At 37.7% G+C, this 26,738-nt stretch carries 33 protein-coding genes; 29 read left to right on the top strand and 4 right to left on the bottom strand.

All coding sequences use genetic code 11. The features are described from left to right. Positions 1-19: 19 nt before the first annotated feature. The 13 genes from CFK37_RS01710 to CFK37_RS20310 all read left to right on the top strand — a co-directional run bounded on the left by CFK37_RS01710 (position 20) and on the right by CFK37_RS20310 (position 9,105). Positions 20-571 carry an SLOG family protein gene (locus CFK37_RS01710; RefSeq protein ID WP_089060294.1) on the top strand — a complete coding sequence of 184 codons (552 nt, stop codon included), beginning with the start codon at positions 20-22 and terminating at the stop codon, positions 569-571. Positions 572-706: 135 nt separating this feature from the next. Further along, positions 707-1,504: an ABC transporter ATP-binding protein gene (locus tag CFK37_RS01705; RefSeq protein WP_089060293.1), complete on the top strand. Its 798-nt coding sequence runs from the start codon at positions 707-709 to the stop codon at positions 1,502-1,504. Continuing rightward, positions 1,501-3,264 carry a putative ABC transporter permease subunit gene (locus CFK37_RS01700; RefSeq protein ID WP_089060292.1) on the top strand — a complete coding sequence of 588 codons (1,764 nt, stop codon included), beginning with the start codon at positions 1,501-1,503 and terminating at the stop codon, positions 3,262-3,264. Before CFK37_RS01705 ends, CFK37_RS01700 begins: the two co-directional genes overlap by 4 nt. Before the next feature lie 25 nt (positions 3,265-3,289). Then, the gene (locus CFK37_RS20115; protein ID WP_172840442.1) at positions 3,290-3,457 is read left to right on the top strand and encodes a hypothetical protein; all 168 of its coding nucleotides are present in this window, start codon (positions 3,290-3,292) and stop codon (positions 3,455-3,457) included. Between the two features lie 188 nt (positions 3,458-3,645). Next, the gene (locus CFK37_RS01695; RefSeq protein WP_089060291.1) at positions 3,646-4,047 is read left to right on the top strand and encodes a hypothetical protein; all 402 of its coding nucleotides are present in this window, start codon (positions 3,646-3,648) and stop codon (positions 4,045-4,047) included. A 19-nt stretch (positions 4,048-4,066) separates the two neighbouring features. Continuing rightward, positions 4,067-4,942, top strand: a complete 876-nt coding sequence (locus tag CFK37_RS01690) for a phosphotransferase family protein (RefSeq protein WP_089060290.1) — start codon at positions 4,067-4,069, stop codon at positions 4,940-4,942. Between the two features lie 14 nt (positions 4,943-4,956). After that, entirely contained in the window at positions 4,957-5,451 is a 495-nt protein-coding gene (locus CFK37_RS01685; protein ID WP_089060289.1) for a hypothetical protein, read from the top strand. A 12-nt stretch (positions 5,452-5,463) separates the two neighbouring features. Continuing rightward, positions 5,464-6,066 carry a Dph6-related ATP pyrophosphatase gene (locus CFK37_RS01680; protein ID WP_089060288.1) on the top strand — a complete coding sequence of 201 codons (603 nt, stop codon included), beginning with the start codon at positions 5,464-5,466 and terminating at the stop codon, positions 6,064-6,066. An 82-nt stretch (positions 6,067-6,148) separates the two neighbouring features. Further along, positions 6,149-6,553: a VOC family protein gene (locus tag CFK37_RS01675; RefSeq protein WP_089060287.1), complete on the top strand. Its 405-nt coding sequence runs from the start codon at positions 6,149-6,151 to the stop codon at positions 6,551-6,553. Between the two features lie 132 nt (positions 6,554-6,685). Next, positions 6,686-7,228 carry a GNAT family N-acetyltransferase gene (locus CFK37_RS01670; protein ID WP_089060286.1) on the top strand — a complete coding sequence of 181 codons (543 nt, stop codon included), beginning with the start codon at positions 6,686-6,688 and terminating at the stop codon, positions 7,226-7,228. A 269-nt stretch (positions 7,229-7,497) separates the two neighbouring features. Then, complete coding sequence (locus CFK37_RS01665) at positions 7,498-7,743, top strand: hypothetical protein (RefSeq protein ID WP_089060285.1); 246 nt, start codon at positions 7,498-7,500, stop codon at positions 7,741-7,743. A 28-nt stretch (positions 7,744-7,771) separates the two neighbouring features. After that, complete coding sequence (locus tag CFK37_RS01660; protein WP_089060284.1) at positions 7,772-8,263, top strand: GNAT family N-acetyltransferase; 492 nt, start codon at positions 7,772-7,774, stop codon at positions 8,261-8,263. A gap of 29 nt (positions 8,264-8,292) precedes the next feature. Further along, the gene (locus CFK37_RS20310) at positions 8,293-9,105 is read left to right on the top strand and encodes a helix-turn-helix transcriptional regulator (RefSeq protein ID WP_245837288.1); all 813 of its coding nucleotides are present in this window, start codon (positions 8,293-8,295) and stop codon (positions 9,103-9,105) included. Here CFK37_RS20310 and CFK37_RS01650 read toward each other — a convergent pair. After that, complete coding sequence (locus tag CFK37_RS01650; protein WP_089060283.1) at positions 9,040-10,275, bottom strand: MFS transporter; 1,236 nt, start codon at positions 10,273-10,275, stop codon at positions 9,040-9,042. The genes CFK37_RS20310 and CFK37_RS01650 overlap by 66 nt on opposite strands. Before the next feature lie 147 nt (positions 10,276-10,422). Here CFK37_RS01650 and CFK37_RS01645 point away from each other — a divergent pair, with 147 nt between their 5' ends. From CFK37_RS01645 to CFK37_RS20105, 7 genes are all read left to right on the top strand, one after another. Next, a complete protein-coding gene (locus tag CFK37_RS01645) occupies positions 10,423-12,201 on the top strand; it encodes a LytS/YhcK type 5TM receptor domain-containing protein (protein WP_342746731.1) in 1,779 nt (592 codons plus the stop codon). After that, entirely contained in the window at positions 12,188-12,931 is a 744-nt protein-coding gene (locus CFK37_RS01640; protein WP_245837287.1) for a LytR/AlgR family response regulator transcription factor, read from the top strand. Before CFK37_RS01645 ends, CFK37_RS01640 begins: the two co-directional genes overlap by 14 nt. 132 nt (positions 12,932-13,063) lie before the next feature. Beyond that, a complete protein-coding gene (locus CFK37_RS01635) occupies positions 13,064-14,503 on the top strand; it encodes a carbon starvation CstA family protein (RefSeq protein ID WP_089060280.1) in 1,440 nt (479 codons plus the stop codon). Positions 14,504-14,747: 244 nt separating this feature from the next. After that, positions 14,748-15,230 carry a GNAT family N-acetyltransferase gene (locus CFK37_RS01630; RefSeq protein WP_089060279.1) on the top strand — a complete coding sequence of 161 codons (483 nt, stop codon included), beginning with the start codon at positions 14,748-14,750 and terminating at the stop codon, positions 15,228-15,230. Positions 15,231-15,376: 146 nt separating this feature from the next. Then, on the top strand, positions 15,377-15,886 hold the full coding sequence (locus tag CFK37_RS01620) for a DinB family protein (protein ID WP_089060278.1): 510 nt from the start codon (positions 15,377-15,379) through the stop codon (positions 15,884-15,886). Between the two features lie 69 nt (positions 15,887-15,955). Beyond that, positions 15,956-16,105: a hypothetical protein gene (locus tag CFK37_RS20110; protein WP_172840441.1), complete on the top strand. Its 150-nt coding sequence runs from the start codon at positions 15,956-15,958 to the stop codon at positions 16,103-16,105. Between the two features lie 171 nt (positions 16,106-16,276). Next, entirely contained in the window at positions 16,277-16,426 is a 150-nt protein-coding gene (locus CFK37_RS20105) for a hypothetical protein (RefSeq protein ID WP_172840440.1), read from the top strand. Positions 16,427-16,477: 51 nt separating this feature from the next. Here CFK37_RS20105 and CFK37_RS01615 read toward each other — a convergent pair whose 3' ends face one another. After that, positions 16,478-17,524: a hypothetical protein gene (locus tag CFK37_RS01615; protein ID WP_089060277.1), complete on the bottom strand. Its 1,047-nt coding sequence runs from the start codon at positions 17,522-17,524 to the stop codon at positions 16,478-16,480. A 145-nt stretch (positions 17,525-17,669) separates the two neighbouring features. Between CFK37_RS01615 and CFK37_RS01610 the strand changes: the two genes are divergently transcribed. The 6 genes from CFK37_RS01610 (at position 17,670) to CFK37_RS01585 (ending at position 22,224) form a co-directional block, all read left to right on the top strand. After that, entirely contained in the window at positions 17,670-18,101 is a 432-nt protein-coding gene (locus CFK37_RS01610; protein ID WP_089060276.1) for a DUF4064 domain-containing protein, read from the top strand. A 351-nt stretch (positions 18,102-18,452) separates the two neighbouring features. Then, positions 18,453-19,922, top strand: coding sequence for a sodium/proline symporter PutP (gene putP, locus CFK37_RS01605; protein ID WP_089060275.1), 1,470 nt, complete (start codon positions 18,453-18,455; stop codon positions 19,920-19,922). 119 nt (positions 19,923-20,041) lie between these two features. Beyond that, a complete protein-coding gene (locus CFK37_RS01600; protein ID WP_089060274.1) occupies positions 20,042-20,548 on the top strand; it encodes a GNAT family N-acetyltransferase in 507 nt (168 codons plus the stop codon). 111 nt (positions 20,549-20,659) lie between these two features. Next, the gene (locus CFK37_RS01595) at positions 20,660-21,418 is read left to right on the top strand and encodes a hypothetical protein (protein ID WP_089060273.1); all 759 of its coding nucleotides are present in this window, start codon (positions 20,660-20,662) and stop codon (positions 21,416-21,418) included. 55 nt (positions 21,419-21,473) lie between these two features. Next, complete coding sequence (locus tag CFK37_RS01590) at positions 21,474-21,890, top strand: VOC family protein (RefSeq protein ID WP_089060272.1); 417 nt, start codon at positions 21,474-21,476, stop codon at positions 21,888-21,890. 49 nt (positions 21,891-21,939) lie between these two features. Next, complete coding sequence (locus CFK37_RS01585; RefSeq protein WP_089060271.1) at positions 21,940-22,224, top strand: hypothetical protein; 285 nt, start codon at positions 21,940-21,942, stop codon at positions 22,222-22,224. Here CFK37_RS01585 and CFK37_RS01580 read toward each other — a convergent pair. Both CFK37_RS01580 and CFK37_RS01575 read right to left on the bottom strand, forming a co-directional pair. Beyond that, positions 22,221-22,670, bottom strand: coding sequence for a GNAT family N-acetyltransferase (locus CFK37_RS01580; protein ID WP_245837286.1), 450 nt, complete (start codon positions 22,668-22,670; stop codon positions 22,221-22,223). The two genes, CFK37_RS01585 and CFK37_RS01580, sit on opposite strands and share 4 nt — an antisense overlap. 5 nt (positions 22,671-22,675) lie before the next feature. Then, positions 22,676-23,464 (bottom strand): methyltransferase domain-containing protein, encoded by a 789-nt coding sequence (locus tag CFK37_RS01575; RefSeq protein WP_089060269.1) that lies wholly within the window; start codon positions 23,462-23,464, stop codon positions 22,676-22,678. Between the two features lie 176 nt (positions 23,465-23,640). Here CFK37_RS01575 and CFK37_RS01570 point away from each other — a divergent pair, with 176 nt between their 5' ends. The 3 genes from CFK37_RS01570 (at position 23,641) to CFK37_RS01560 (ending at position 26,565) form a co-directional block, all read left to right on the top strand. Then, positions 23,641-24,837 carry a cytochrome P450 family protein gene (locus CFK37_RS01570; RefSeq protein WP_089060268.1) on the top strand — a complete coding sequence of 399 codons (1,197 nt, stop codon included), beginning with the start codon at positions 23,641-23,643 and terminating at the stop codon, positions 24,835-24,837. A 344-nt stretch (positions 24,838-25,181) separates the two neighbouring features. Continuing rightward, positions 25,182-25,742 carry a DUF6241 domain-containing protein gene (locus tag CFK37_RS01565; RefSeq protein ID WP_089060267.1) on the top strand — a complete coding sequence of 187 codons (561 nt, stop codon included), beginning with the start codon at positions 25,182-25,184 and terminating at the stop codon, positions 25,740-25,742. A gap of 79 nt (positions 25,743-25,821) precedes the next feature. After that, positions 25,822-26,565 carry an SDR family oxidoreductase gene (locus CFK37_RS01560; protein ID WP_216639615.1) on the top strand — a complete coding sequence of 248 codons (744 nt, stop codon included), beginning with the start codon at positions 25,822-25,824 and terminating at the stop codon, positions 26,563-26,565. The last annotated feature ends 173 nt before the right edge of the window (positions 26,566-26,738 follow it).

The following is a 26,738-nucleotide window of genomic DNA, read 5'->3' as shown; positions in this document are numbered from 1 at the left end:
AGGAGGTTCGTCTTCCATAATGAAAGTGCTCACCATAACAGGATACAAATCAATGGAATTAGGAATTTTTAAAGCAGATGATCATAAAATATCGTTTATCAAAACTGCAATTAAAAAGCGTTTACTTTCGTTTATTGATGAAGGATTAGAATGGGTTCTTATCTCCGGGCAAATGGGTGTTGAGTTGTGGGCTGGAGAGGTCGTTTTGGAATTGCGGGAAATGTATGCTATTAAACTTGGTGTGATTCCGCCATTTGAAAATCAGGAAAGTCGTTGGCCAGAACCGATTCAGCAGTTGTACCAATCATTAGTTTTGGAGGCCGATTTTCATCAGCCTCTTTATAAAGGAGAATATAAGGGTGGGTTTCAGTTCCAGGCCAAAAATGAATGGTTTGCCAAAAAAAGCGATGCTTGTCTTATTTTATTAGACGAGGAGTTTCCGGGCAGCAACCGCTTTTTCTATGAGAAAGCAAAAAGAACAAACAACTATCCTATCTATTTGATTACTCCGTCCGATCTGGATGATGCGGTTGAGGAGCAGCGGATGGCCGATCCCGATTATTGGAAATAAAGAACGAAATGAGAGTCCCTTATCTGGTATGGTGAGGAACTCTTTTTAATTCCTGCCATAAACAATAAAAACAGTGGTGACAGCTTACATTTTAAACGATACAATAAAGAATATATAGAAAATTTCGAGGGGGGAATGGTGTTGAATGAAACATCAATTAACTTAACCAATTTAACTAAAGCATATGGAAAACAAGAAGCTGTTCACCAGATAGATCTACAAGTTAACAAAGGCGAATTATTTGGCTTCCTTGGACCTAATGGCGCCGGAAAAACGACAACAATTAAAATGATGACAGGATTATTAGAACCAACAAAGGGATCTGTTGCAATTAAAGGTAGTGATATTTGGAAAGATCCAATCAAAGCAAAGAAAATGATTGCCTATGTCCCGGATCAGCCGAACCTTTATCCAAAATTATCGGGATGGGATTATCTGCATTTTATTGCATCCGTTTTTAAACTGGAAAAAGATGAATACATACAAAAAGCGACTGAACTCCTGCATATTTTCAACCTGACCGATCGGGCTAACGATCTTATTGAAAGCTATTCGCATGGAATGAAGCAGAAGATTGCGATATGCGGGGCGCTTGTACATAATCCGGATGTTCTTTTTCTTGATGAGCCGACAGTAGGATTGGATCCCAAAAGTGCGCGAAATCTGAAGAACCTGCTTCGCGAATTATGTGATCAGGGAATGACAGTCTTTATTACAACACATATTCTTGAGATTGCGGAGCAATTATGCGATCGAATTGGCATCATTCTTGATGGTTCAATTATTGCTCTAGGATCCATGGAAGAATTGAAAGAACAAGAAGGAAGTGCTGACAGGAGTCTAGAAGACATATTCTTAGAACTAACGGGAGATGTGGATCAACAGGCATTAATTTCGGAAATTTCCAAGATTGAACAAGGTGATCTCAAATGATGCGGGTATTACTTAGAAATGAAATAAAGATGACCAAGAATACCATCAAGGCACAAAACCCTAAAAATTACATTGGTTATGGAATTGCTTCGCTTATTTTAGCAATTGTTATTTACTTCATCTCAAATGGTATTTGGCACATCAGTGAATCAATTCCTGTACCTATCATTAAAGGAATCATTTCCTATGCGTTTATTGCAGTGATTGGTTTTATATTATTAATCGGGCTGCCTCAAGTTTTTAAGCATTTATATGCTGCAACAGACCTGCAAATGTTATTCACCATGCCAATACCTACACGAAATATTTTCTGGGTGAAGTACATACAAAGCTTCATAGGAATTCCTTTAGCACTTTTTCTAGTGTTCATTATTCCATTAATCGTTTATGGGATAGCAATCAATGCTAATATTCTTTTTTATCCAGTCCTGATTTTAGTTGTATTATCTTTTGTCATAATTGGGCTTTCGATTGCTTATTTATTAAATCTAGTCTTAATTCAACTAATACCGGGCAACCGTGCAAATGAGTTCATGACCATTATGAGTGCTTTATCAGGACTAATTGTGTATGCACTCTTTGTCTTTCCAAACATCGCAAGCGACCAGTCGATGACTGAAAGATTACTAGCTGGTTTGCCAGTAATGCCAGAATGGCTACCAATGAGCTGGGGAAGTTCAGCCATTTTGGAATCAGCATCTGGATCCAGTCAATTTTTATTACCTTTTGTATTGGTATTACTGCTTGCTGGAATTAGCGGGTTCTTAGCCTCACTGCTTGTCGAAAAAGGATTTCGAACAGGATGGATAAGATTAAGTGAGGGCAGTGGCAAAAAGGCAAGGAAACACAGCAACGGTAAAACAAAACGGGTTTCCATTCATCATCCTGCCATCGCGGTCGGAATTAAAGAATGGTTTGCAATTAAGCGTGACATGCGTGAATGGTTAGTTTTTATGCCAATTATATTTTTTATTATTTTCCCTGTCCTTGGATTTTTAAATAGCGGGGCAGAGCTTAGTGATTTGCAAGGGCATCGTAATATTTCTTGGCCGATTACGCAGGGGGCGTTATTGTTTTTATACGCTGTTTTTAATGGCCCAATGGCAGCATCTTCAGTGGCACGTGAGGGATCATCAATATGGATACTGCAGACATTACCGCTTTCAGGTCGGAACATAGCCCTAGGAAAACTATGGATCAGTTGGCTGCTGCCTTTCATTCTATTATCAGTTATCGAATGTGCCATTGGAATATTCCTAGGTTGGACCATTATACAATTCATAGCAGGAATCGTGGTAAAGGCAATTATTACGATTGGAATAAGTTCTGTGGGATTATGGCTTGGTACAGTTGGAGCAAAATATAATCCGAAAAATCCACAGGCCCGGCTTAAACCAGGAACAGCAATTATCCTAATGGTGTCGTCCTATTTATACTTAGCTATAACAGCGATTCCGTACGTATTTCTGATTGTACCTGTTGAAGCAGTAAAAGTAATAGAAGATATGGGAAACATCGGAGGATTTTTAGGATTGCTTGCTAAAACAGCCCTTACACTACTGTCATGGAAAATTGGTTACCCGGTTATCATGGGAATTATCGGTGTGATCGTAATGCTGATTGTTTCAGTTGGGTTGGCAGCAATATTTATTCAACTATCCTCCAGGCGATTTGATAAGGGGGTTACCATTGATATGACCCAGCAAAATAATAGCAAATCCTTATTTAAGAAGCATAGTCCTGGAAAAAGTTTGTACTAGATAAAGGTTGGGGGGCGGTGTGTTGATGGAATCCTTTTATATTTTCTTTCCTTTTCTAATGTGGCTGATTTTTTTGGCAGTAGGGATGTTTGTATTATATCTGGTCGTTCAAGCGGCTGTTAGAAACGGTATTAATACTTCAATTGTTGGTAAACGAATGAAGGAGCAAAATGAAAAAAATCCAAAAATATAGTGGCGTTTAAATGGGGAGACGTTATTGAAAAAGCTTGGATTGATAATTCTGGTCATTTTTCACCGGTAATGATAGCAATGGTCGTATTTATAATAATTAGTTTGATGGCTAACTTGATTTATTACGCTGAATACCTCTAGAGAGGGATACTGCGTGCTATTACCTAGATAGCTAAGGGGATGGTTAAAATGAGTATTAAGAATAATTCACTTAGAGCATTCACCACTTTCCATAATCGCTTTTTACAGGAATGGAAGAAAACCATGGAAACTGGAGACACTGCCTTTGTTGAAAAGATGTCACCCGAATATTATGTCACCTTTTTTGCAGAAAACCATAAACCTGCCTATTTTAATCGCGCAGACGCGATTGAAGGATTGAGAGATTCTGTTGGAAAATCAGTTGGCAGGTTCACTAAAAACTTTGAAAACCGTGTGATAAGAATGAAGCAAGTTGATTATGCAATTGTTTTTTACGAACAAATTTTGGTTGAAGGTGAACAAGAAAAAGCAAGGCTATTTACAATTGAAAACTGGAAAAATATCAATGACGAGTGGCTATTGATGAGAGAAGTAGAAGAACAAATTTAGCAGCTTAAGGAGCATTTGAATGTTTATTTCATACGCCGATCGAATTAAACAGGTTTATCCGGAACTGATGATTAATGATATTCAGCTAAATGAAATTGGTCAAAATAATGACGTGTTAATTGTGGATCATGCAATTGTGTTTCATTTCCCAAAATATACCCAAGGTGTTGAGCAACTACGAGAAGAGACTGTTATATTGGAGCATATAAATAAGTATGTAACTCTACCGATTCCTGTTCCAATTTATCAATCATTTGATGTCTTCGAAGTTAGCAAAGTATTTACTGGGTATAAACTAATTCCAGGCACACCATTGTGGAGAAATGACTTTGAGAAAATCACAGATGATCAACAAGTTGAAAAAATTGCAGCCCAACTAGTTGAATTTTTAATTGAGCTCCATGGTATTTCTATAGAAGAGGTAAAAAAGATTTTACCAAAACAAACCTTTAATTTGCAATTGAAATTTGTGGATTTGTATAAAAAAATACAAGGAAAACTCTATCCATATATGAGGGAAGAAGCTAGGAAAGACGTTACCGCTTTGTTTGGGGACTTCTTTTCACAGGTTAATGATTTTACCTTTAAGCCATTATTAATTCATGGGGATTTTGGTGCATCCAACATTTTGTATGATTCTTGTAAACGGGAAATTACCGGTATTATAGATTTTGGGGGGTCTGAGTTAGGTGACCCGGCATACGATTTTGCAGGTATTCTGGCAAGTTATGGGGAAGCATTTTTTAAAAAATGTATTTCCCTCTATCCAAATGGAACTGAAATTGCAAAACGAACTTACTTTTATAAAGGAACTTTTGCCCTGCAGGAAGCACTTCACGGAATTGAAAATGGCGATAAGGATGCGTTTGAAAGTGGGATGAAGGATTATCTATAACAAAGGAGAATATAATGCTGTTATTTATCATCTTTTATATTGTTGTTATACCCATTTCCGTTCTATTACACGAAGTAGGACATGCGTTTGGGTTAATTTTCGTGAGTAAAGAAAGACCGGTTGTTTATTTAGGACCTATGGATAGCTCTAATAAAGAGAACTTTCGTATTGGTAGAGTGCACTTTCATATTAAATGGGCGTTTTCGGGGTTTTGTGGATTTAAAAATGAAAATATGACGTTAACGGCACCTAGGCAGCTTTTATTCAGTGCTGGTGGTCCAATTGCATCCTTGTTTATTGCGGTAGCGGCAATAGGCTCCACACTTTTTGTACACAGTAGTATTTCAAACCATTTCGTTGTAGGGATTGCTATATGGAACAGTTGGATGTTTTTATGTACCATTATTCCTATAAGGTATCCCGCATGGTGGAAGCCATATAATGGAAGAACATCTGATGGATATAGAATACTTGAATCCATAAAGAGAATGAAAACTTCAGCTAGGTAAAGGGTGATTTAAATGACGAAAAAAGAAGTAGTATTATCATTCAGTGGTGGTAAAGATAGTTGTTTTACTTTGTATAAGTTACAGCAACAAAATATTAAGGTTTCCTGTTTAATTACTACCATTTGGCAGCAAAGTCAGGCAACGGTAGCCCATGATGAAAAACGGGCAAAATTAGAAGCGCAAGCATCAAGTATCGGTATCCCCATACATTTCATGGAAACAGATTTTGCAACTTATACGGAAGACTTCGTCCGAAACCTGAAACAATTAAAACGGCAATATCCTATCAACAGTATTGCTTTTGGTGATATTTATTTGGACGGGCATCGTGAATGGGGAGAACAAGTAGCCAATAAAGCAGGACTAGAACCGCTATATCCTATCTGGACAGAACAGGAAAAAGTTTTGGATTTATTACATGAATTTGTTGGTGCAGGATTTAAAGCGGAGGTTATTAAAGTTGATCAAACAAAGCTTCCAGAATCCTGGGTAGGAAGAAAGCTTGACCAATTCTTTATTAACGATATCCTTCAAAAAGATGTTTGCCCAATGGGAGAATCCGGCGAATATCATACGGCAGTTTATGAAGGCCCTATATTTAAAAAGGGGGAATAACTACATAAAAGGTGTGAATAAGATGGATTGCATCGAAATGGTAGAAATTAATGATTCCTATGGAAAAGGAGGGAACTGAATAATGAAATTCAACGATTTTACGGCCGCGCAAATTAGAATTGCTAGACCAACAGATAAATTTGATGAGGTTATTGATTTCTATGAAAAAGGTCTTGGTTTAGAACGCATGACAGATTTTACGGGGCATCGTGGATATACCGGTGTTATTTATGGGCTGCCTGGAATTTCCTATCACTTGGAATTCACCAAACATGTTGATGGAAGTCCTTGTTCAGCGCCCACACATGATAATTTACTGGTATTGTATATTCCCGATAAACAAGAAATTGATGCAATTTATGATAGATTAAAGCAAATGGGTTATGACGCGGTGGAACCTGAAAACCATTACTGGAAGGAAAAAGGAATTACAATTGAAGACCCGGATGGGTGGAGAGTTGTTCTTATGAATACGAATGGTATTTAAGTTGGAAATTGAAAAATTACTGAAAAAGAAAAGCACCAAAAAGAGTCTATTTTAACAGCAGATGAAAAGCTTTTAATTCAATATATCTTTAATTATAGATTAACCTATAATTAATTTTGATGGGGTGGGATGATGGACTTTCCAACTTTCGAAACACAAAGACTAAAATTGGTACATATCGATCATCAATATGATCAAGCATATTTTGACATTATGTCAGAAGATAAAGTAACGGAATACTACGGCATGGATAGTCTAAAGAAGGTCAATCAAGCCTCAAAAATCATTGATTCATTCGAGGATACGTATATGAAAAAACATGGCATACGTTGGGGAATCATTTGGAAAGAGACAAGGACATTTATCGGAACGATTGGTCTAAATAACTTAAGTACCTGGAGTAAGAGGGCTGAAATCGGGTACGAGTTACACCCGGATCATTGGAGGAAAGGTATCGCAACTGAGGCAATCCGTTCAGTTTTGGGTTATTCATTCCGGGAAATGGGTTTATTCCGCATGGGTGCAATAACCTTTCCGGACAATGTTTCCTCCAATAATTTACTGGAAAAAGTCGGCTTTAAAAAAGAAGGGATTCTTCGGGGATATCTGTATCAAGGGGATAAATCCCATGACGCGTACGTTTTTTCCATGTTAAGATCTGAGTGGCTTGATTAAGGTTGTTTAAAAAACGCTAAAAATGGAAACATACATATATAAATGGTATACAAGCCATTCTATATATGGAGGAGATACCTTGGGAAAGCTAATTAGACGACTGATAAAATACGGACCAGTTATTTATCCGTTTATAAAAAAGTTCTGGGATAAACGTAAGAATAAACAAGTTAATCAATAAACAGATACCGCACAGGTTTTAGTAGAGCTTGTGCGGTATTTTTTGATATAATATATTGGAATTCAATGAATATTTTTTAAAGAGGTGCATGGCGATTAAAAAGTACACAAGAGCTGGAAATATAATATTTTACATAGGATTGATTGTATTTATTTTCGGATTAAGTATGAATGAGAACATTGGGTGGAAAAAGTTTTATCCGGAACACTATACTTCCTATTCCACACCAATCATGATAGTCGGCGTTGTTATTGTAATTGTTACCAACTTTTTCCGAAAAAAGAAATTGGATGAATCAGGTAAAGGTGAGACTGAAAAAAACGATAGAAGATGATTAGGGATGCAGGAAATGAGGGAAAATCATGCATTTGGAAACAAGAAAGATAACAAAAGATTATGCTGTAGAGATTCTTCATTGGAAATATGAAAAGCCTTATGATTTATATAACAACGAGCTAAATACAGAATCAATAGATGAGATGCTGAACAATACTTATTTTGCAATTGTTGACCGTGATGATGATTTGATTGGTTATTATTGCACTGGGAGTGCCACACAAGTTCCTGCTGGAAATAAAATTAAAGCTTACGATGAAAATTATATTGATATTGGAATTGGGATGAAGCCGAATCTCACAGGAAAAGGATTCGGCAGTACATTTTTTTCTTTTATTTTAAAGGACATCCAGGAAGCTCATTTGAACACTCCTATGCGCTTAACAGTAGCAACATTTAATAAACGAGCTATCCGCCTTTACGAAAAGTTCGGGTTTGTAGGGCAGATAAAATTCAATACGGATGTAACGGAATTTATTACGATGATTAGGCATGAAACTAGGAATAAAGATATATAAGATAGCTGGATTTAAAGGGAGTTTTTGCAATGATACTGGACCATCACAACGGATTGCTTCTCATGCGCAATGACCACTTGGGTGAACGACGCTTGCGAAGTGATGACTGTTATAAGCTAATTTATTCTCCATATGGAAAAGGAACATACCAAATGAAGCGACAGGATTTAGCTATTAACAAAGATGAGTTTATCATTGTTAATCCGAATGAGGAGCATAAACAATTGCAAATTTCCAAAGAAAAATTTCTGGTGGAACTTGATCAATCGTTGCTCAGTAATATTGCTATCGAAATAGATGTGTCGTTAACAGATCCTGAATTTGCGTTGTTTTCCTTTAAGCATCCACAGATTACAAAGTGGGTTGGTTTCTTGCGTGAATTTATGCTGTTTAATCAAGATGCTTCGGAAAAGAGTCAACAACTTTTCATTGAAAATGCCCTCACACAGCTCGTCATTTTAATGCTCCAATACGGTCCAGGATCTCACCTTAAAGAATTGCCAACATTTCAGGCAAATGATGAACTGCATAAGGTTATCAATGCATTAAAAGATAGTTATGATGATGATTGGACTTTGGATGAGATGGCAATGCAATCTGGTCTGAGTAAATATCAGTTTGCACATTTATTTAAACAAACAACTGGATTGTCGCCATATTCGTGGCTGCAGATTTATCGATTGATTAGGAGCCAGGAGCTCCTGACACGAACAACTTCCTCCATTCTTGAGATTGCATTACAAGTTGGGTTTAAGAATGTTGGCGCCTACAACCAGCTATTTAAAAAAGTTTATGGGAAAACGCCAACCGCTTTTCGAATGTTTCATGATGGGAATAAGTAAACCACAAAATCCGGTCAATAGGATAAGTGCGCCACTGCTAATCATTAACCATTGAATGGAAATGATGGATGCCAGCAAACCAAAAATGGTTAAAGATATCGTATTAGCAAGATATAACAAAACAGCATTAGAACTGAATGCACGCCCTAATTTGTTCTCGGAAACTAGTGATTGGATAAGATAAACTCGAACAAGACTTGAAACTGGTAATCCAATACCAACTAATATGGCTCCAATAAAAAAGTGTTCTACATCGTAAAGGACGCCATAATATAGGATACCTGTTCCCCAAAACGCAGCGCCGACCAGGTAGATCCTAATGGTCATTTTTTTAACGAAATAAGGAACAAATATATTGGTTACAATTACTGTCACCCCAAAAACACCTTGCAGAATACTGTAGACTTCCTCACTCCTTGATGTCATATCAGTCAATGCAAGCAATAGGCCAACTTCCCAAACCCATGTATTAAAAAAGACAACGATGAATGTAAGTATGAATAAGCATTTAAGCGTTTGCTGCCCTTTCAACCATATAAAAAATTCCTTGATAGCCAGGAAAACATGGCTAACAGACTTTTCCGTTTGCATGTTATGCTCCGTAAAATATAACCTTGTAAGACAGAACACACTGGCAAAGTACGTCAGTGCATCCAGCACAAAAAAATAAATTACTCCGTAAGATAGCAGCCAGACGGAGATAATCGGGCTAAGAACTGTTACTCCACGACCGACCGTATCATTTAAACTATTTACTGCAGTTCGATCACTCGGTTTGGTGATTAATGGCAGGACAGCCCGGTGAGCAGGATTGAAAAAGCATCCGATACTCTGTATTAAAAAACTTACAAGAAGCAAATAAGCATAACTCATAATATTGAAGTGATGAAATAGTACTACTGAAAATACGAGCGGAATGCGAATACAATCCAAAATTATGAGTAACCTTTTTCGTGGTAACCAGTCCGCTATCACACCACCTATTAATCCGAACAATAGATATGGGACTGTCTCGGCAATTGCCATCCCAGTCGTGTGGATAGCTGAACCTGTTAGATCGTATGCTAAGAACAAAAACGCCATACCAGACAATACATCACCTAATCTTGAGACCCCTCCGCCTATTAAGTAATATCGTATATTTTTATTTTGGATAATGGTTGAATACATAAAATCACCTCAGGCTAACTGTACAAGTTTACCTGATAAATATCTCTACACTTCTTGCTGGATTTACCCACAAGAATTTGATATGTTTTCTTCCTCAATAACTCCATTTTCATCTATAATGAATAAAGAATTGCAACTAACTGGACGGTGAGACAATTGTGGAATTTATTATTATTGATGCTGGAAAGAATCGGAATCATTGTCACAGTCGCTTTTTTGATGACAAGGGTTCGCTATTTTAGAACGGTTATCCATCAACGAGATGTAACGGATAGACAGCGTTTGCCAGTTATGATTATGTTCGGGTTATTTGGCATACTTGGTACATATACGGGATTAGTAGTAAGTACAAATTCGTTGGGGTTATCAAGTTGGGCGATGGGTCTCGATGAAAATGAAGCGATTGCGAATTCTCGGGTGATTGGGATTGTTATCGCAGGATTGATTGGTGGTTGGAAAATAGGATTTGGCGCGGGATTGATTGCTGGTATACACCGTTACATGCTGGGTGGCTTTACTGCGTTTTCCTGTAGTATATCAGGTATTCTTGCTGGGCTGTTAGCTGGGCTGGTTCATAAACGCCTGCAGAAGAGCAGGAGATACGTTCCTCCCGTTGTGGCATTGATCGTTGGCGGTTTGGCTGAAGCACTGCAAATGGGTTTGATTTTACTTATTTCCAGGCCATTTGACCAAGCATACCAGCTTGTAGCTGAAATTGGGTTACCGATGATTGTGGCCAATGGAATTGGAACAGCTATATTTGTATTGGTTATAAGCAGTGTTTTTCATGAAGAAGAAAAGATGGGTGCCATTCAGGCCCAGAAAGCTTTGCGATTAGCTGAAATGACGATTGGACATTTGCGGCAAGGATTATCGACAAAGACAGCTGAGGCAACCTGTAACATACTCTTAAAAGAGGTACAGGCATCGGCAGTTGCTATAACAAATCAACAGGTGATTCTCGCACATGTAGGAGTGGCCTCAGACCATCATCAGCCAAATCAACAAATTCAAACAGAAGGTACACAGCACGTTTTGCACGAGGGAAAACTATTAATAGCTGATAAAGACGCTATCAACTGCCACTATCAGGATTGTCCACTTGATCAAGCGGTTATTGCACCATTGAAACGGAAATCCGAGACAGTTGGCACATTAAAGTTTTATTTCCAGAATGAAAAAGATATTTCAACTGTCACAATTGAGTTTATAAAAGGTCTCTCGTCCTTATTAAGTCAACAACTAGAGATTGCTGATGCAGATCGATACTTTCAATTAATGAAGGAAGCGGAAATAAAAGCTTTACAAGCTCAGGTTAGCCCGCATTTTTTATTTAATGCTCTTAACACGATTGTTTCATTAGTCAGAATAGACCCGGATAAGGCGCGGAAATTATTGATTTCATTATCGCGGTATTTTAGAAAAAATCTTGAAAGTTCAACACATCCAATGACAACACTTTCGCAGGAGTTTGAACATGTTAATGCGTATCTATCCATTGAAAAGGAACGATTTATTGAAAAAATGGAGGTTTTCTATGAAGTAGAAGATGAGAAAGTAATGGGTCATAAAATCCCTACCATGACGTTACAGCCGTTGGTGGAGAATGCGTTAAAGCATGGTATGAAGGGGCTGACAATGAAAGGTACAATTACTATTTCTGTTCAGAAACAGGGACCCGGTGTCCTGGTAACAGTTAAGGATAATGGCAAGGGGATTAGAAAAGAGCGCATGAATGAGCTTCTTCATAAACCAATATCATCGGAAACTGGTACAGGCATTGGTCTGTATAATGTAAACCGGCGTTTGGAAATGATGTTCGGCAAAGGTTCAATGTTAGATATTCGTTCAAGTGAAGGTAAGGGAACGGCCGTTAGATTTTACCTGTCTTCAGAATCGAAAGGGGGAAGAAATGATGTCCAGTAAGAAACTAAAGGTTATTATAATAGATGATGAATTATACAGTCGGGAAGAATTAAAGCATTTGTTATCAAATCACCCTTCGATAATGATTGTTGCCGAGGCGGAGTCAGGTGAAAAAGGTCTTGAAAAATCATTAACCCTTAAGCCAGATATTTTATTCGTCGATATTGAAATGTCTGATATGTCTGGGATGGAAATGGTTGCTGCCCTTGATAATATGAAAAATCCACCTAAAGTAGTTTTCGCCACCGCTTATTCAGATTACGCGGTAAAAGCCTTTCGGTACGGGGCTGTCGACTATTTACTAAAACCATTTTCTGATGAAGAAGTAGCAGAAACTGTGCAAAGGTTAGAGAAAATAGTATTTGTTTCTGATGAAAAACGAGTAAATAAAGAAAAACCAAATGGCAAACTTGCGGTTGAAGAAGACGGGAAAATTGTATATCTGACTCCCCAGGATGTTATTTACTGTAATCATCAGCAACGGGAAACGGTTATACATACAAAGCAACATACTTACCATGTAAAATCAACATTAAAAGAGTTGGAGGTTAAGCTTGCAGGATATTCATTTTATCGAACACACAAAAGCTTTCTCGTGAATTTAAAAGAAGTTGAACAACTAATTCCATGGTTTAATGGGGCCTATGAGCTAAAGTTGAACAATTTGGAAGAGAAAATTCCTGTAAGTAGAAACTATGTTAAAACTCTTCGAGAACAGTTGGAACTATAATTTTATCTCCCATTTTTAACATGTTAGGCAGGAAATTCGACAGGTTATTCATTTTTTCACAATTACTTCACAACTCTGGTTATAATTAATTCATATTATGAAAGCGTATTCAATGATATGGGGGAATTATATATGGTAACTTTTTTAGTATCAATTGCACTGCTTATTGTGGGGTATTTCACATACGGTAAATATGTAGAGAAGGTATTTGGTTCTAATACAAATCGCAGAACGCCAGCCTACAGTATGGCCGACGATGTTGACTATGTGCCAATGAATACCAAGAAGAATTCACTAATCCAGTTATTAAACATTGCCGGCGTTGGTCCGATATTTGGTCCAATATTAGGTGCGTTATACGGACCGGTTGCGTTTTTATGGATTGTGCTTGGAGCTATTTTTGCAGGGGCAGTTCATGATTATTTAACAGGTATGATTTCGATTAGAAACCGGGGAGCGCATTTACCTGAATTGGCAGGTAAATTTCTTGGCAAGGGCATGAAACATGTGGTAAATGCTTTTTCGGTATTATTATTACTATTAGTTGGAACCGTTTTCGTCACTGCTCCAGCGACACTGCTTCACGATTTGGCATCAAATTGGGTTGGCCTGGGTGTTATCGTGGCAGCTATTTTCATCTATTATATTATGGCAACGATATTGCCAGTTGATAAAATCATCGGTAAAGTGTATCCACTGTTTGGCGCATTATTATTAATTAGTGCAGCGGGTGTTGGAATAGGCTTAATCGTAACAGGTGCACCAATTCCTGAAATGAACCTGACAAACATGCACCCAGATAATCTGCCAATTTTCCCACTGTTATTTTTAACAGTTTCATGCGGAGCCTTATCAGGATTCCATGCAACACAATCACCAATCATCTCCCGTACTACAGAAAATGAAAGTCAAGGACGTAAAATATTCTACGGCATGATGATTGCTGAGGCAATTATTGCTATGATTTGGGCAGCTGCTGCAATGAGCTTATTCAGTGGCAATGAATTAAATGAAATCTTAGCGGCTGGTGGTCCAGCGGCGGTTGTAAGTGAAGTGTCGATTAGAATGTTAGGTGCAATAGGTGGAACATTAGCTATTTTAGGTGTTATTGTTTTACCGATTACATCCGGAGACACCTCTTTCCGTGGCTTGCGGATGATTGTAGCAGATTATTTTAAAATAGGTCAAAAGAAAGTACTAAATCGTATTTGGATTATCGTACCATTTTTCGCCTTGTCATTTGCCTTAACCAAAATTGACTTTAATCTATTATGGCGTTACTTCTCATGGGCAAATCAATCGACAGCAATGATTGCACTTTGGGTAGGGGCAATGTATTTAATGCTGGCGAAGAAAAATTACTGGATAGCTTTTATACCAGCAGTATTTATTACCATGGCAACAATGTCCTATATCTTTTATGCGGAAATTGGATTTGGACTGCCGATTAATATTTCCTATGTAGTAGCGGCTGTCATAACCACAGTAATTATAGGACTGTTTTACCGCTCAGCAAACAAACAAAAACAAAAAACCATCGCTCTCGATGACGGAATGGATAAAGTAGCATAAATAGGGGGACAGTCCCCCACTACGCTAATGTGTTAAAGCGCCTTAAGCGAAAAGCTTATCTCCATGGAGGTAAGCTTTTTTGTTGGGGACAGTCCCCCACTACACTACTGCGCTAAAGTGGAGGGATTGGATATGTCGAATTTTCATTTTTTGCAGGATTGTTTTACCTGGAAAGCGAACTAAATAGGGGAGACTATAACGCATAATTTATTCAAGGACTGAAAACAAGCAAGGGGGAAATGAGATGACAGTTACACTACTTCCAATGACCCAAGATGATTTTGCTCATTACACATCGAAAAGCATACAGAGCTATGCAAGTGAAAAAGTAGAGGCAGGAACGTGGACAAAAGAGGAAGCACCAGAAAAGTCGGAAAAGGAATTTGAGAGATTATTGCCCGAGGGATTGGATAGTGAATATCAAAATCTATTTGCTATCACAAAAGTAGATAACGATAAAAAGGTTGGATGGTTATGGTATCACTTTAAACCAGAAAACCCGCAAAAAGAAGCCTTTATCTATGATTTTCTTATTTTTGACGAATATCAGGGTCAGGGATATGGGAAAGCAGCTTTAAAGGCGCTGGATGATTACGCGCTAGCCAATGGTATAGAAAAGATATCCTTGCATGTATTCGCCCATAATAAACGCGCTATCCACCTATATGAGAAACTTAATTACGAAGCAAAAGATCTGATTATGTCAAAATGGTTGAATGAAGAATAAGGTATGAAACCGATTAAAAAAGCTTATGGGTATGTAACGAGAATAATAGAGGGAAGCCCGCAGATTTTGGTTTTTCGACATTCTATTCAAGAAGCGGGAATTCAAATAACCAAGGGAACGGCAGTAAGAGGGCAGGAGAAATGAAAATGGAATTTAAAGTAAAGGAAATAGAAAATTATTCGCCACAAATAGGGCATTTAGTCAGCATGATGAATTATGTCAGATTAACAACGTTACAAGCTGTGAAGGGATTAACTACTGAGCAATTAGATTTTCTTCCAACTGAAAATAGTAATTCAATCGGCGCTCTTTTACTTCATATGGCCGCAGTAGAATTTGGCTTTCAACTTGAAACATTTGATGAAAGAAAACCAAATAAACAGGAAGGCATGGAATGGGGAGCGGCTTATGAACTTGGTGATCAAGGAAGAAATGAAATCAATGGCAACCCCCTTGAATATTACCTAAATAAATTAGAAACCGTTCGAAATAGAACACTAAGCGAATTTCAAAAACGGGATGATGATTGGCTGTATTCCAGTTGTACGTGGGAGGGTTTTCAAGCAAATAACTATTTCATCTGGTTTCATACCTTTGAAGATGAAATCAACCATCGGGGACAAATACGAATTCAGCGGAAGTTGCTGCCAAAATAGATAGTTTGACCTTGGCAAAATGGACTTTTTAGCTGAACCACGAATATGATAATTGATGGGGGTGCGTGAATGAAATATGACGGTGGAGTGGCGTTTATTGGATGTATGTTCCTTGGAATAGGGGTTGGAATGCTATTTGGTGAGATTGCTATTGGAACATTAATTGGTATGGGAGTTGGGTTTTTAGCCCTCTCCTTTCAAAGCAAAAGACCAAATTAAAATAATAATGCCTTTCATAAGGTGCAATTTCTTAAATTAGAGATTGCACCTTATTTTTGTGCATGGAGTTGTAACACATATGTAATATGCATTTTCAAGTAATGATTAGCTTATCCACGAATAAAATATAAAAAATAATAAGTTTAGAAACACCATGAACAGGAGGTGGAGATGATGAGATTCGACAGGGGTATAATCGTGTTTGTCGGTTGTATGCTGCTTGGTATCGGGCTTGGCATATTATTTGGTGGTGCCGCAGTAGGTACATTAATCGGGATGGGTACGGGTTTATTGGCAATGTTCTTTACTAAAAGGGCTTAAATCATAGGTTGGTCGGCTCAAAAAAAGAAAATCAGTCCGTCCAACCTATCTTTAATCCTCCCTGGTTAAAGCGGTTCGAAATGATTCATCATTATCCACATTTAACAGAATCCGGTCAACACTTTTCTTGAAGCCGTACATATAGCGAACTACTATCTTCTCGCGCAAAACGATTTCTAGAGAAGGTTTGTTATTAAAAATATCTTTTACAGTAGCATCCATTGTTCTCTTTTGATCGGATTTACTCAACTTTTCCGGTCCTTCATACGTTCGTAATTGTTCTATGGAATCAAAGGGAATAACAGCACTTTTTGTTAGACCGACTTGCATATAAAGCCTTTTATGTTGAATGATAAATGGAGATAACCGAATTGCATTTATTTCACCAATGAAAAATAGAACTCCATAAGCATTCAATCCAAGTATGCCCCAGGAAATGATCACATTCCACTCATGCAATAGGTAATGTAACCCAACTGTTTCCAATACCGTTGCATGAATTAACATGATATAAATAGTAATAACACTTGAATTTTTGTGGTAGGTAAAATAGTTGTCAGCCGCTTCAGGAACTTTTTTTCGCCAACTAAATAATGCATAATAAAACAGCGACATTTCAGAGAGAAGTACTTCTGCCATACGGTTTACAGACAAATGATCTGAGTATGCATTTATGGCTTTTGTATAAAAATATGGGACAGTATTATTAGACCGGAAACTGGATATTATTCTTGGCAGCTTCACAATTATTGTAAATAAAATGTAGAGTTCGAGACAAACGAATATTGATTCAAAAGCTATTATTAAATAGGAAAACATGGTGATTTGCTGCATGTGCTGGGAAGGAATAACGAGATTTGCCAGTAAATAACAAGCTAGAACAACTCCACCCAAATATTTAAACGGGTACCTTCGGCGGAGAATTAATAAATAAGTTAATAAAGGAATCATAAACATTAAATCAAAAACGGATCCCCAAACCGCTAAAGAGGGTACGGAATCATAAACCGGAGAATAATATAGTGCGGAATTTGCGGCAAATATTAAGCTGACTAACAGGAAATACCAAATCCATTTCGATTTGGATAACGCGATCATTTTAACCACCGTCCTTTACGCATATTATACCATCCAAATAGTTGACTTAAGAGCATAATTACGAAAAAAATGAAACATATTCCCTTGTTAAAACGTAGTTTAATAGACATAATTTTTTTGAAGGTATTGAAAGGAGGTTCGTAACTTGAAACGAACTGGAGAAGTTACTTTAGGAATAATTGGAGCATTTTTCTATGCTTTCTTTGCGATTATTGGTGCCGTAATGGTTTGGGTGGAAAATAACAGAGAACAAGTTGAAAGTTTCTTTAGGGAAGCAGCTGCTCAGGACCCTAGTGCATCCATTTCCATGACAGATTTAAACGATGCGCTGGATGCAGTGGGTAATAGTGGATTAATACTTACGATTATCTCTGTTGTAGCCATTATATTGGGAATTATTTCGATGATTTTCCTAAAAGGAAATAAAAAACCTAAAGCAGCGGGAATTATACTTATTGTAACCGCAGTTGTTGTGGCATTTATTAGTTATGGTGCCGGAATAATAGCGGGAATCTTTTACTTGATCGCCGGAATTATGGCTCTTGCCCGTAAGCCAAAAACCATTATCTATGAATAGAAATAATCCTTCATTCAGTAACGCACTGAGTGAAGGATTATTTGATTTTTCACTGGATAACTTTTCGTAAAATTCGTCAAATAACTGTGATTTACTATTCTGAATTTTAGTTCTTTTACATTATTTGCAAACGGTTTCATCCCTATCATATGAGTGGGTTAGCGCGGTTTTTCGCTATTTCTCACTTTTTATATTTACTTGAATGTACCGCAGTTGAATGGTAACTTATATAACCGTTGGTGTTATTTATTTGCTTTTTGCTTTATGTTTCTTGCAAATGATCGGGCAAAGGATCAAAAGAAACATAACTTTCTCGATAAAAGCGAACAAAAAACTTAAAGGAGAGATTGGGTGGAAGTAGGAGTATTTATATCGCTCGGCATTTATATGGTCGGCATGTTATTAATAGGTTACTATTCTTATAGAAAAACAAAAAATTTATCAGATTATATGTTGGGTGGACGCGGCTTAGGACCAGCGGTAACAGCTTTATCAGCTGGTGCATCTGACATGAGTGGCTGGATGGTAATGGGCTTGCCAGGTGCAATGTATATGACTGGACTTGCCAGTGCATGGCTTGCAATTGGTCTTACTATTGGAGCTTATGTAAACTATCTAATATTGGCACCTAGACTGAGAACGTACACGGAGGTTGCCCAGGATTCCATAACGATCCCGGATTATTTAGAAAATCGTTTTTTTGATTCATCTAATGTGTTAAGACTTGTTTCCGGAATTTTTATTCTTATCTTTTTTGCCTTGTATGCATGTGCGGGTATGGTATCAGGCGGTAAATTATTTGAAAGTGCATTTGGCCTGGATTATCATATCGGTCTATTCCTTACTGTAGCGGTTATCGTTGCATATACACTTTTCGGCGGTTTTCTTGCCGTAAGTATGACTGACTTTGTACAAGGTGTTATCATGTTTGTCGCATTGATATTGGTTCCAATCGTTGCCTTAACAAACGTTGGTGGAACAGAAACAATGCTCGATGATATTCGTCAAATTGATCCATCATTACTGGATTTCTTCAAAGGTACATCTGTCCTTGGTATTATCTCATTCTTGGCATGGGGCCTCGGATATTTTGGACAGCCTCATATTATCGTCCGTTTTATGGCAATCAGCTCTGTGAAAGAATTGAAAACTGCCCGCCGTATTGGAATTGGTTGGATGATCATATCCATTATTGGCGCGATGCTAGTTGGTCTAATTGGGGTTTCATACTTCTCAGATAAACCGGATATGCTTGGCGATCCGGAAACCGTTCTTATCGTTTTCGCAGAAGTATTATTCAATCCATATATAACTGGCTTCATTCTGGCCGCGATTCTGGCTGCGATTATGAGTACAGTTTCTTCACAACTTCTTGTAACATCAAGTGCGGTTACAGAGGATTTCTACAGAACGTTCTTTAGAAGAAATGCATCAGACAAAGAACTTGTTTTAGTTGGTCGATTAGCAGTACTTGGTGTAGCAATTGTCGCTCTAATTCTTGCATATACACCTAATGATACAATCCTTGGACTTGTAGGTAATGCTTGGGCTGGATTTGGTGCGGTATTTGGACCAGTTGTCTTGTTAAGTCTTTATTGGAAACGCATGACCAAGTGGGGAGCACTCGCCGGAATGATTGCTGGTGGAATCACAGTAATTGTTTGGCTATCAATTCCGGGATTATCTGACTGGCTTTATGAAATAATCCCTGGATTTATCTTAAGTCTACTAGCCGTTATCGTTGTCAGCAACATGACAAAGAACCCAGAAAAGCAAGTTCAAGAACAATTTGAACAAATGGAACAGAAAATGAAAGAGTAACATATATCATTAGGAAGCGCTGTTGTCTGCATTGCAGATAGCGGCGTTTTTTTGCAGGAATTTAGTTACCTATGTCGAATAAATTATAGATAGATTGCTATAGTTAAGGGGAAAAAAATTTGGAGATTAAACTGTTAACAGCAACCGATGCAGAAAATTATTGGAATTTAAGGTTAGAGGCACTGAAGCAATGCCCGGAAGCATTTGCAACAAGTTATGAAGAGGCAATTAGTAGAAAAAATCCGATTGAACAAGTAGCTCAAAATTTGGATGTGAAAGGTAATTACACATTTGGTGCATTTGAAAATAATACCTTGATGGGGATGGTTACATTAATGAAGGAAAGGCATCAAAAGCTGCAACATCGAGCAAACATTTTTGCCATGTATGTGACACCCAAAAAACAGGGGAAGGGCATCGGCAAATCCTTACTTCAAGAGGTTATAGAAACCGCTAAATTAACCGATGAAATTGAAAAATTAAATTTAACCGTGGTAAAAACAAATAAGAAGGCAAAGCAGCTCTATTCGACATTGGGATTTCAAACATTTGGCTTGGAAGAAAAAGCGCTAAAGATTAATGGTTCGTATTATGATGAAGAGTATATGGCTTTGGTAATTAAATAATTTTTCGAAGGTACATTGCCCTTTAATGTAAAATCGGGTCATTTGTCCCCTTTATTATTCAGATGCATAGAATAATACTGAATATGTGACAAAAGGGGTTGAAAAAAGCTAATGGCATTATTTATTAATAATGGCAGCCACGGTGATATTTATAAAAACAAGGGCGCTATTGATGAACCCAATCAAAGTTATTTCAAAAGGGATCATTTTGAAGAACTTGTAAACGGCCAACTTAAAGTAAACGAATCCTTGAACCATTCCATCCATGGACTAAAAGTTTTATATGAAAAACAGGAAAATGCCCAAACGGGTAAGTGGAAAGAAATAAGCAACAGGTTAAATGAGTTGAAACGAATCAATGTTCAACACGAGAAAGACCAGCATTATGTTCTGGAGCGGCTTAGGAATTTGGAAAGTCAAAATAAGAAACTTGAGGTAACGCTTGCAAATGAACAATTGTCGGGAAAAGAGCTGATGGATCAGCTTAACAAATTAGGCAACTCCCACCAAGCGATTGTGGAACAATTGGAAACGTATTGTTTGGAAAATGAAGTGTTTAAATCCAAAGTAAATGATCAATATGAGCTGCAACATCAAATGGCAGATCGAATTTCACAGCATGAAGATGCGCATGGCAAAGTATTAGATAGACTTGAAAACCAGGAAGCTCTGATGGAAAAAGTGACGAGACAAATTGAATACTTCCGTACTATTTTATTTGAACGCACAAACTTTTTGGCGGAAAAAATAGAGAACGGATATCACCATACATCTTCATATATCGCCAATCTAATTACGGGATCCGATCAGTCACCAAAAAAGTTTATGTTAAATCAGAAACAGGATGAAGACCATAAAGTTCATAAGTGAAAAACAGGGAAGGAATTTTTTCCTTTCCTTTTTTTGCAGAGGAAGGAGTAATAAAATGAACGGGAAAATATATCGGGTAGGTACCATTTACATTCCGGTTAGGGATCCATATAAATCAGCCAGTTGGTATCAGAAAGTACTTGGAGCCGTAGTAAATTTTCAAGATGAACAAAAAACAATATTAGATTTTGCAAACCAAAGTGTATTTCTGGTGAAAGCAAAAGCCGACGAAAAATTAAATTTCACTGATGCAAATGGTTACGAACATTTTACAGTCACATTTGAGGTTAATGGAGAAAAGGAATTAGAAGACTTACATAATACGTTCAAAGAAGGAGGGGTTAAAATTGGCGATATAGAAGATCGGGGACACCCAGGGCGAAACTTTATATTTTATGACCTGGATGGCAACAAATTCGATGTGTGGAGTGAATTGAGTCCCGATTATATAAAAAGGTATAATATCGACTAAGGCTTAAGTGGGCTGATGTACGATTAATATAAAAATGGAGTGGTTGACGATGAAGGAAAAGTTTGTGTTAGGTATCGCTCTATTTATGTCTGGAACATTATTGGTCGGGATTATGCATCTGGCAATCGCACTGTACATCCCTTCATTGGAAGGTTGGACCAACCCTCCAGGTAAATTTAGTACTGTGATGACAGAAATAATGGGATGGTTTCCTTATATACTTAGTATCATTCTAATGGTTGCTGGAATTACTGTGTTGATATTTCACTACAAAAAAGAATGGCAATCCTATTTGGAAAAATGGGAATCAAATAAAACGGATGAAAAATCCTAAGTTAGTTTAAAAAAGTGAATCCGTTCACCTTCATGGTAATCAAACACAAATCCATTTTTCTTATAAAATGCAATAGCACTGTGCCATTCCTGATTCGTTTCCAAAACAATTTTTGAATATCCCAATTTTATTGCTTGGCCTTCAAGCTGATCAAGCATTCTTTGGGCAATTCCCTTTCTGCGGTATGGTCTTCCAACTGACATGCGCTCGATCCTGCCAATCGTAGAACATTCCTTTGTTAATGCTCCCGTACCGACCATTGTTTCTTCTAAGAATCCGATAAGAAAGAGATGGCCATTCATTGTATAGTGCTCGTAAATGTTGTTTAAATCAGGGTTAAGTGAATAATCAATAAAACCAAAGCGTTCTTTCATGCCTTCTAATATTAGGTGTTTTGCTTCGCCATGAAATTCCTGCGTTATCTCCTGTATCTCAAGTTTCTCCATCCCAATCATTCCCCGCTATGTTCTTTAGTCGCTTTCCAAACGGTCCAGCGATCTTTTTCGACAATTTCCTTTTCATCAAGTTTATCATCTATAAATGTAATTAGCTCCTCTAATTCATAGTTAGTTAATTCATGTAATATAGAGCGGCCGTTTCTTGAGCGAATATCAGCCAATAATTCCCTTTTGGATGAATAAATTCGTCGTGTCTCCCACAGCTTCATTTCCTCCATATTACTAAATCCGGCCGATTGTAAATTATTTTTAACCACTTCACCTTCGTGCCGTCTTTTTATTTCGAGTTCCGCTAGATGCGGAAACTTAGAAAAAATATACCCTCTAATATGGGTACTGGATCCCTGGAGTAAGCAGTCCTTTGGCGTCCGGTCCTGAACAACAAAAGTACCGCCATCGTTTAACAATCGGTATGCTTCGTTAAAACAGGATTTCAAGTCATGCAAATGATGGATTAAAGCTCTTTCTAAAATTAAATCAAATTTTCCACTAGGCAACCCCGTTTTATTCGCATTTCCGAGCTGAAAATTCAGTTGTTCGTAATTTCTGCAATTCAATCTGGCACCATCAATCATTGCTTTAGAAAAATCTACTCCTGTTACCGATTTGATTCTAAGGTCTGCCAATGCCTTGGAATAAATCCCGCCACCACATCCAATGTCCGCTGCATGGTTAATATGTGCTGTATTCACAGTATTCCTCATCAAAGCTAACCAGCTTCCATCGGCTCTTCTATTGGTGTAGCTATGCTTATTACCTTGATCATGAAAATTAATCGTCACCTGATCATCCCCTTTCATAAATTTTATAGTAAATGTTCCGATAAATATAATACAGGTTTCCAATCACTTGAGATAAGTAAATACTATACGGGTCAAATTAATCGGTTGGCAATTAATTTGGTTGTGGTACCATTATTAGAAAGCCTACTATTCAAATTAAAAGGAGAAAAGTATATATGAATTCAATTGAATCAGTAAAAAATACTATGTTTACGAAAGCGTTTACGCAAAACCCATATCCTGCTTATGAAAAATTAAGAGAAGAAGAACCCATCCCTTATGTATTGTTACCAGATGGTGAATATGCATGGATGATAACGAGATATAAGGATGCGGTTGAGGCCTTAAAAGATCAGCGGTTCATTAAGGATTTTACCAAGCTCAGTGATAACGGTGATATGGATCACAGCAGTGTTTTTAGTCAAAACATGCTGTTTGCTGATATGCCAGACCATAAACGTTTAAGAGGTCTAGTTTCAAAGGCATTCACGCCGCAAATGATTGCGGGATTAAGAGGAAGGATCCAGGAAATTACTGACGACCTTCTTGATGAAGTTGAGGGTAAGGATAACATCAATCTGATTGATGAGTTTGCCTTTCCGCTGCCAATCATTGTTATCTGTGAAATGCTGGGAATACCGACTGAAGACCGGAATAAATTTCGCGTTTGGTCGAATTCAATGATTGAGGGATCGAATGGTGAATATGCAAAGGACATTCAACAACACATGAATGATTTCGTTCAGTATCTTGGGAAGAGATTTGCGACAGTTCGGGAAAATCCTGGAGAAGATTTAATCAGTAAATTAATCATTTCCGAAGAACAAGGGGATCAGCTGACAGAACAGGAATTATATGGCGTTGTGTCACTCTTAATTATTGCTGGCCATGAAACAACAGTTAACTTAATCGGAAATAGTGTGATGGCTTTGCTTGAGCACCCTGAACAGTTTGAGTTGCTAAAAAGTCAGCCGGAGTTAATCAATACTGCTATTGAGGAAACACTTCGCTTTAATGACCCAGTCGAGTTCAGTACTTCCCGTTGGGCCGGAGAGAATCTTGAATTTAAAGGGAGCCCGATGAAAAAAGGTGATCTGGTTATCATCGTTTTAAACTCAGCGAACCATGATCCAAACCAATTTGCAGACCCTGAAGTGTTTGACATTACCAGGCAAAAAAGCAGGCACTTAGCGTTCGGAAAAGGTATTCATGCTTGTTTAGGTGCACCACTCGCTCGTTTGGAGGGTGAGATTGCCATCAACAGTTTAATCAAACGGTTTCCTTCTATTAAAATGAACGCCGATAAAAATGAGCTTGATTGGCGATCAGGTATGATTGTCAGAGGGGTCAGAGAACTTCCGATTTCATTATAAAAAGTTTTTTACTTCCTAGCAATGATCTGGTATTCTTTCTTCTAATACAAAAAGGTCAATTCCAATTTCAAATGCAAAGAAGAGAAGCGTACAATGGACAATCCGTCAGAAGAGAGTTCCGGTTGGTAAAAAGGAGTATGGAATAATATATGTATTAGCGTACCTGATAAGGATAATATGGTGACATATTATTTAAACTGGTGTGGCACCATGACGAAAAAAAACTCGTCCTTAAGATTAAGTTCTTAAAGGGCGGTTTTTTTATTCGGCAAATTAAAGGATATTGTAACCATTTCCTAGAACTATAGTTGTATAGAACAGGATAAGTAACTGAGGGGGATGTTATGAAAAGAACGATAATTATTATTGCATGTGCTACTGTAGTACTTGGATTGGTGGCATGGGGAACCTATAGTTTTCTATCAAATGGAATGAATGTGGAAAATGCCTCAGCAGCTAAAGAAAAAGAGGAAGCAATTAAGGGGCTCAAAGATAATAGAGAAAAGATAGATGGAACAATTACCGAAAAAGATCTAACAGCTTTTCGGGAAAAGGGTCTGAATCCGTTTGGCGAATCGACTAAAATGACCGAACTGAATGATTATATATACCAGGAGTATATTCATGGGATGTCTCATCAAAAGGTGCAGGCCAGTAAAAAATGGGGGTTCTATGAAATCCACTCGAGCCGAATAGAATGGTTGTTAGCCGGATTGGCTGAAGTGGACCTGGACCATGAGGATATATACCGTGATATTTTGGGGAAGTGGCAAAAAGGAAACTTTTCCAATGTGGACGATGATCATAATACTATTTGGATGTTGCAGGATGGAACTGTAGGAAAGGCGACAGGTGTACTTAGTACGGAAGAAGAACAGGCATATCTAAATGCTAATACCGATTGATATATAGCTTCTATTGTTTGAAAACAATAATGAAGGGAAATGGTATACGTACTACTATTTTAATGGAGTGATGTAAGATATGGAAAATATGACAGGAAAAACAATAATAATTACCGGTGCAAGCAGCGGGATTGGTGAAGCAACTGCAGCAAGGTTTGCAAATGAAGGTGCCAATGTTGTCCTTGCCGCACGCAGAATGGATCGGCTTGAGGAATTGAAAAACAGAATCGATGGTGGAGCAGGCAGTGTCGCCATTAAAAAAACGGATGTTACATCGCGGGAACAAGTGCAGGAACTTGCTGAGTTTACCATAAAAGAGTTTGGACAAATAGATGTTCTATTTAATAATGCCGGGTTAATGCCGCTATCCCTTATGAAAAATACGAAGGTAGATGAATGGGATAAAATGGTTGATGTGAATATCAAAGGTGTACTTAATGGTTTAGCGGCAGTTCTTCCGCATATGCTGGAACGTAACTCGGGCCATATTCTAACAACTTCTTCTGTTGCAGGGCATGAAATAAATCCAGGAAGTGCAGTTTATTCAGGAACCAAGTTTGCTGTTCGGATAATTATGGAAGGTTTAGGTAAAGAGGTAGCGGAAAGCAATGTACGAACCACCTCTATTTCACCCGGAGCGGTTCAAACAGAATTAACAGAAACGATTACGGATGAAGAAATCCTTTTCAATATGAAAAAACGCGGTGGATCAATGACCCCGCTAAACAGTGATGATATTGCTGAAGCTGTTTTCTATGCTGTAAATCAGCCGGAAAATGTCGATGTAAATGAAATAATTGTTCGTCCTGCTAATCAAGGATAATCTGTAACATTAATAGTTACTATGCCTGTATGAAAGGGTGTGGTAACTATTACTTTTTCATCAACTATACAGACCCCGTAAAACCTCGTTCAATGATGTTCCACTATATATTACTTTGCTAAAAGCCCCCATTTGGCAGGGATATTCAAAGTACTAAAAGTTTTTCAATCCTA

This window comes from Virgibacillus phasianinus, assembly GCF_002216775.1.
In the GTDB taxonomy this organism is placed as follows: Bacteria; Bacillota; Bacilli; order Bacillales; family Amphibacillaceae; genus Virgibacillus_F; species Virgibacillus_F phasianinus.
Note: the sequence above shows the minus strand (reverse complement) of the source record. Positions and strands in the feature narration are given on the sequence as shown.